Source organism: Litoreibacter arenae DSM 19593 (genome assembly GCF_000442275.2).
Classification (GTDB): Bacteria; Pseudomonadota; Alphaproteobacteria; order Rhodobacterales; family Rhodobacteraceae; genus Litoreibacter; species Litoreibacter arenae.
The window spans coordinates 1-7,061 of sequence record NZ_KE557305.1 but is presented as its reverse complement, the minus strand read 5'-3'; the positions used below and the strand labels follow the sequence as shown (position 1 = coordinate 7,061).

Here is a 7,061-nt window from a genome sequence, read left to right as displayed (position 1 = left end):
CCGCGACGGTGCTGACGCCCGCCACGCCGCTGGTCCCCGGCGCGACCGTGCCTGAGTTGGATACGGATACAGGCGTGGTCTCGGTTCCGGCTGGAACTCCGGCTGGCACCTACACGATCAGCTATGAGATTTGTGAAGACCTGAACGCGACCAACTGTGATGAGGCCACGGTGACGGTCGCGGTCGCACCTGCGGAAATTCAGGCGGAGGACGACACGCCGCCGCCCGTGAGTGGATTGACCGGGACACCAGAGCTCACCAACGCGTTCGACAATGACACGCTGAGCGGCGATCCTGTAAATGTGGACGATATCACCGCGACTGTGACGGCTCCGGCCACCCCGCTGACGCCCGGCGCGCCTGTGCCGGTGCTGGACCCGGCAACGGGTATCGTGTCTGTTCCGGCAGGCACACCGGCCGGCACCTATGAGATAACCTATGACCTTTGCGAGAACCTCAACCCGGCCAATTGCGATCCGGCTGTGGTCACCGTTGTCGTCACTCCGCCGGAAATCGAAGCGGTCGACAACATCCTGACGACGCCGGTTGATTTGGCCCTGCCTGTCACCGGACTTGTGAATGTCTTCGACAATGACACGCTCGGCGGGGCGGCGTTTGATCCGAGTGCTGTGACGGTGACGCCGCTAGGCGCGTTGCCCGCCAACTTTGTACTGAACCCGGACGGGACCGTGGACACGACAGCATTTGTGCCGAACGGGACCTATACGTTCGACTATCAAATCTGCGAGGTTGTGAACCCGACCAATTGCTCGACCGCGACGGTATCCGTACCGGTTGAAAGCTCTGTCCCTGCGGTCAGCGGGACGGTCTACCTTGATAGCAACGGCAACGGCGCCTTCGATGCGGGCGCGGACGAGACATTGCCAAACTATGTGGTGCAGTTGCTCCGCAATGGCGAGGTCGTTGAAGAGACGGTGTCCGGCCCCGATGGCGAATACCTGATTTCCGGCTTCCCACCCAATTCGGGCTACGAGATCATCTTCACCGACCCCGAGACAGGGATCGCTGTCGGGTCGATTCAGGACCTGACATTCGAGGTCGATACAATCCTCGCCGACCAGAACCAGCCGATTGATCCGGCGGGCGTCATCTACGACTCCTCCACGGGTTTGCCGATTGCGGGTGCCACCTTGCAGCTGACCGATGCGGCGGGCGTTGCTTTGCCAACGGCGTGTCTGTTGCCGGGCCAGCAGCCCCAGACGACAAATGCTTCCGGCGCTTACGGTTTTGATGTGATACCTGGTGCGGCACCGCAATGTCCTGCCGGTGAGACCGAGTACCAGATCGCGGTTACGACCTATCCGCCCGGTTATATCGCGGCCCCCTCGGCTTTGGTTCCGCCACAAGCGGGATCACTGGACGCCACGACATGCCCGATTGACGCCATCCCCGGCGGCAGTTGTCAGTTGTCGCCATCACTGGCGCCCCCTGCGGCAGGTGCGCCGACGCCATACTATTTCAGCTTCTTGCTGGAAGCAGGCGATCCGGATGTCATCAACAACCACATCCCGCTGGACCCCATTCCTGTGGTGCCGGTTGCGGGCCTGAGCGTCACCAAGATTGCCGGTGTTTCAACCGCGCGCCTGGGCGACACGGTGACGTACACGATCACCGCCGCGAACGCGAACCTGACTGCGGCGGGTCCAGTCGATCTTGTTGACAGCTTGCCGCCGGGCTTCCTGTTCACGCCGGGCAGTGCAACGCTGGACGGTGCGCCTGTTGTCCCGACCGTCGTGGCCAACCGTATAACCGTGTCGGGTGTGACCGTGCCTGCCTCGGGCAATGTCGTGCTGGTCCTGCAAGCGCGAGTCACGAGTGCCGCGCCTCCGGGTGATGCGGTCAACCGTGCGCGTCTGGTTGACCCGGTGACGGGCAATCCGCTGACCGCCGACGGCACAGCTATTGTCCGCATCGTCGCAGAGCATGTCTTCGACTGCGCCGACATCATCGGCAAGGTGTTCGACGACAAGAACCACAACGGATATCAGGACGAGGGCGAGCCGGGTCTGGCGGGCGTCCGTGTCGTCACCGTGCGCGGCGTGCGGATCACCACTGACGAATTCGGACGGTTCCACGTGCCTTGCGCGGAGCTGCCCTCCGACATCGGGTCGAACTTCACGCTGAAGCTGGACACAAACAGCCTGCCCACCGGCTACCGGGTTACCACGGAGAACCCGAGGGTGATCCGCGTGACAGCGGGCAAGATGGCCAAGCTGAACTTCGGTGCTTCGATTTCAAGCGTGATTGACATCGACCTGACGGCGGCGGCGTTTGATCCGACCACGGGCGAGCCGATTGACGGATTTGAAGACAGCGTTGACCGGCTCTTGGGCGCGATACAACGCAAGCCCTCGGTTCTGCGCCTGTCCTACATTCTTGAGAATGACGACCTGAAAACAGCACGGGCGCGGCTTCGCGGTGTCGAAAAACTACTACGCACGAAATGGCGCAGGGTGGGCAGCTACAAGCTGAACATCGAACAAACCGTCAAGCGGGTGCAGTGAGGGATATGATCATGAACAATCACCATAGAAAATCCTTCATCCGCATTCTGCTTGGGGCAACGGCACTTGGCGCGATTGCGACAGCACTGCCCGCCGCCGCACAGAACAACTGCGATCTGGTTAACGGGGTATTGCCCGCGGGCTGCGAAACCGGAAATGCGGGCGAAACGGTCCGTATGCCAGTCGGTGCCAATACCGAGATCGCAAACGGCGCGCGCCAGCCCGCGACAGGATTTATCATCAGCGTCGATGGCGAAACCTTCGAGGGTGACGAGAAGGTTGAGCAGAAGAAGCGGCAAGCGGACGTGGCCCTGGCAAAGGCCGACATTCGCGTGCAAGCCGATGATCTGGCCGTCGAGAAGCGTCTGGACCTGGAGGTCATGGGACCAACCCGGGGCCACAAACCCGGCGACACGGTCCGGTTCCAGTCCGCGACCAACTATCCCGCGTTCCTGACCCGTGGCGAGGTGCGCATCATCGACCAGCAGGCCCGTGGCGGCCCGCGCACAGTGGGCGTTTTTCCGATCGGACCCAACGGTCAGGCCGAAGTTCGACTGCCTGAAGGCCGCGATCTTGTGGCCGTTCACCGCGTCTATGACGCGCGTGGCCGCTATGACGAAACGACCGCGCTGGTGCTGGATCGCCCCAATCAGGCGCGAGGGCAGGACGACGTCGAGGAGGGCAGCTCGACCACCGCCATCGACCGCATTCCTGTCCGTGGCGGGGCCGTGACGGTCTCCGGCAGCTCGCTTGCCCCGAATGAGACCGTTTCGACCTTGGGCGAAACGATCCGCGCCGACGCGCAGGGCCGGTTTGTGTTGCAGCGCATCCTGCCAAAGGGCGACCAAACCGTCATTGTCCAAACCAAAAGCGCAGGCCGCGACGTGACGCTGGCGCGCGAGGTCGAGCTGGGCAAAACCGATTGGTTTACCGTCGCCGTTGCCGACATCACCGTCGGCCATCGCGAGCAAGCCGTCACCGGCACGGATGGAAGCTATCAAAAGGGCCGTCTGGCGTTCTTCACCCAAGGCACCAACGCCAATGGCGTGACCATCACTGCCTCGACGGACACGCGGGAGGAAGACCTATCGGACATCTTCCGCAAGTTCGACGAGAAAGACCCGCGCAGCCTGCTGACGCGCATCGACCCGGACGAATACTACCTGACTTACGGCGACGACAGCACCTTCGAGGAGGCCGCGCCGACGGCGGGCAAGTTCTATTTCAAAGCGGAGAAGGACGAGAATTTCGCGCTTTGGGGTACATTCAAGGGCCAAGTCAACGGATCACATTTCCTACGCAACGAACGCACGCTTTACGGCGCACAGGCGCAGTATAAATCGGCCCAGCAGACCAAGAACGGCGATGAAAAGGCGGAACTACAGCTCTATGCGGCCCAGCCCGACAACCTGCCGCAGCGCGATATTTTCCGCGGCACGGGCGGGTCGGTCTATTTCCTTCAGCGGCAGGATATCTCCATCGGCTCGGAAACCCTGAGCGTCGAAATCCGCGATCCGGATTCAGGCCGGGTTCTGGAGCAGCGCACGCTGGTTTATGGCCGGGATTATGACATCAACTATCTGCAAGGCGTCGTTACACTGCGCGCGCCGTTGACCAGCACCATCGGCGGCGGGGTGGTCGTCACCAACCCCGGTGGTGAACAGAACGTTAATCTGGTCGCACAATACGAGTACACTCCGACCGCCGGAGGCCTTGACGGATATTCCTACGGGGGCAGGGCGCAGGTCTGGGCCACGGATCAGCTGCGCTTTGGTGCAACCGCGCTGATCGAGAAGACCGGAGCCGCCGACCAGAAATCCTATGGCGCGGATATGCTCTATCAGTTCAGCGAACGCACCTTTGCGACGCTGGAATATGCCCGCAGCGAGGGGCCGGGCTTCGGCTCCAGCTTCTCGACCGATGGTGGCCTTATTATCGACAACACGCCACCGGTTGGCGGCACGGGTGAGGCTTACAAGGCGGAGGTTGTCGCCGATTTCGCAGATCTCGGATTTACCACCGATGGTCGCTTCGGAGTGTACTATGAGCACCGCACGCTGGGGTTCTCAACCCTGGACCATCAGGTGAGTGCGACGACCGGCGACGAAACGCTATGGGGGGCCTATTCCGAATTCGAGGCCTCCGAGCGCTTGAAATTCACGCTGTATTACGACGACTATAAGAACGACGCTGGCCAATATGCGCGCGAGGGCGGTATCGAAGGCAGCTATAAGCTGTCAGAGACCCGCACCCTTGGGTTTGGGATCGAGCATCTCGACAAGCTGACCGCTCGCGAAACAGGGTCGCGGACCGATTTTGCGCTGCGCTACACCGTGAAACCGAACGAGCGTCTGGAATGGTTCGTCTATGGGCAGGCGACGCTGAAACGCTCGGGTCTGGAAAAGAACAACCGTGTCGGGGCAGGGGGCTCCTACGCCTTCAACAACGGCTGGAAGGTTGAAGGCGAAGTGTCGGATGGCTCCACCGGTGTCGGCGCTGCTGCGCGTGTCTCCTACGAGGACGAGAACAACAACAGCGTTTATTTCGGCTACGAGCTGGACCCCAACCGCGAGTTCTTCGCAGGCAGTGTAACTGGTGATGACAAGGGGCGGTTTGTGTCCGGTGGCCGTCGGCAGGTGACGCGTGACTTGGCCTACTATGGGGAAAACACCTATGATCTGTTCGGCTCTCACAGGTCGCTAACCAGCACCTACGGCGTCGACTATGCGCGCAGCGAGTTCCTGTCCTACACCGGATCACTAGAGGTCGGCCGGATCAACGACAGCATCAATGGCGACTTTGACCGGCACGCGCTGTCCTTTGGCGTGCGGTACGAGGATGAAAGCCTGACCGCACGGGGCCGTCTGGAATATCGCCGGGAACGGGGGCTCACGGGGGGCACCAACCGGGATGCGGACACAATCCTGTTTGCAAGCTCCGGCCGCTACAAGATCGACGACACGCAACGGTTGGTGTTCAATCTGGACGCGTCAAAAACCGATACGGATCAGTCGTCAATCCTCGACGGCAAGCTGGTCGACGCCTCCATCGGATACGCCTATCGCCCAGTCACCAACGACCGTCTGAATGTCTTGATGAAATACCGCTATCTCTATGACGATTACGGCCAGCGGATAGACGGCACCGACGTAACCGGCCCGCGCCAGCGCAGCCATGTGCTGAGCCTCGACGCCATTTACGATGTGAACCAAAAATGGACGATCGGCGGCAAGGTCGGTGCGCGGTTGTCCGACTCTTCGCCGGACGCCACGACTGCGTTCTCAGAGAACGACGCGTGGCTTGCTGTTGCGAATGTCCGATACCATCTGGTCCACAAATGGGATGCGCTGCTAGAGGCTCGCATTTTGAACGCCGAGCAAATCCAGACGAAGGAATACGGGCTGGTTGGGGCGATTTATCGCCATGTCGGGAACAACTTTAAACTGGGTGTCGGCTACAACACTGGACGGTTCTCGGACGATTTGACCGATCTGACATATGACGACAAAGGCGTCTTCATCAATCTGATCGCCAAGTTCTAGAGACTTATCTCCTAGAGGGTGTAGCTTGGACAAAGGTCCGCAAAAGACCAGCGCCGTTCTTCAACTTCTCGTCGGCTTACTTGTTTCAAAAAAAAAGGCTGGCAACCTTCAACTTTCCGGAACGGCAGCTTGAACTGGCGACTAATCTTCCTCCTATCCTCTGTGGTTGAGATGAGCACAAACACTCTCTGACTGCGCTAACGACCGGTGTTTCTGCCGCATTACCGCGATAGGTTCTGAATGTTCGCAGTATTTATTGTGCTGCGTGGGCTCGCAGCGAAGATTGTTGATTTACAAGTTGGGCTCTTCGCCAACCTTAGTCGCTCCGAGAACCAACGCTCCCTAACCTGAGTCGCGCTTAGAATGTTTTTCCGCTCTCGAACGCAAACAACGCCTTCTGGCGATCCAGTTCAGCTTCGGTCGACAATGCTACGTTTTGGCCGGGCCGAACTGGGCCGCTTCTGCACGTTTCAGGCCCGCAACGCTTTTTCGATCGGTAACTGTCGGATGCGTTTGCCGGTCGCGGCATAGATCGCGTTCGCGACCGCTGGGCCGATGGGCGGCACGCCGGGTTCGACGACGCCGGTCGGCGGCTCGTTCGACGGCACGATACGCATGCGGGATATTGCCATATCCAAAGCCGCGTGAACCAGTATGGGCAGTCATGACCAGCGCGGCAAATCACGTGTGAACCAAGGCGGAAGCCGCAAGTTTGTCTGTTCTGGCTGCACGCCAGCGTTTGGCTAGGCTTGGGTATGCAGCTTGACCGGTCTCCACAATGGGACCCATCATCTTTCCCAGAATGGCAATCCTGCGGACCGTAATATGGAGGATCGCAGCGATTTGTCTTACGCTTCCTCTAGTTGGCAGGTATCGCTGAGCAATTAGTGTGCAGAGGTCGATATTGCTTAAAAGGTAACATAAATTTCATTACGAGAATCATATTGATGAGTAGGGCACATTCTAAACTGGGTTGCGACAAATCCCCTATCTT

At 59.9% G+C, this 7,061-nt stretch carries 2 protein-coding genes and 1 pseudogene; 2 read left to right on the top strand and 1 reads right to left on the bottom strand.

Translation table 11 applies throughout. The features are described from left to right. Positions 1-2,525, top strand: a pseudogene (locus tag THALAR_RS00035) (DUF11 domain-containing protein); the annotation flags it as partial. Between the two features lie 11 nt (positions 2,526-2,536). Then, on the top strand, positions 2,537-6,067 hold the full coding sequence (locus THALAR_RS00030; RefSeq protein ID WP_154666718.1) for a porin family protein: 3,531 nt from the start codon (positions 2,537-2,539) through the stop codon (positions 6,065-6,067). Positions 6,068-6,537: 470 nt separating this feature from the next. On the opposite strand, the gene THALAR_RS18260 is transcribed toward THALAR_RS00030, so the two are convergent. Further along, positions 6,538-6,699: a hypothetical protein gene (locus THALAR_RS18260; RefSeq protein ID WP_154666717.1), complete on the bottom strand. Its 162-nt coding sequence runs from the start codon at positions 6,697-6,699 to the stop codon at positions 6,538-6,540. Positions 6,700-7,061 lie beyond the last annotated feature (362 nt).

Bases quoted from the DNA above. Each gene is read 5' to 3' on its own strand.
- THALAR_RS00030 (WP_154666718.1), top strand. From the start codon at position 2,537: ATGAACAATCACCATAGAAAATCCTTCATCCGCATTCTGCTTGGGGCA.
- THALAR_RS18260 (WP_154666717.1), bottom strand. From the start codon at position 6,699: ATGGCAATATCCCGCATGCGTATCGTGCCGTCGAACGAGCCGCCGACC.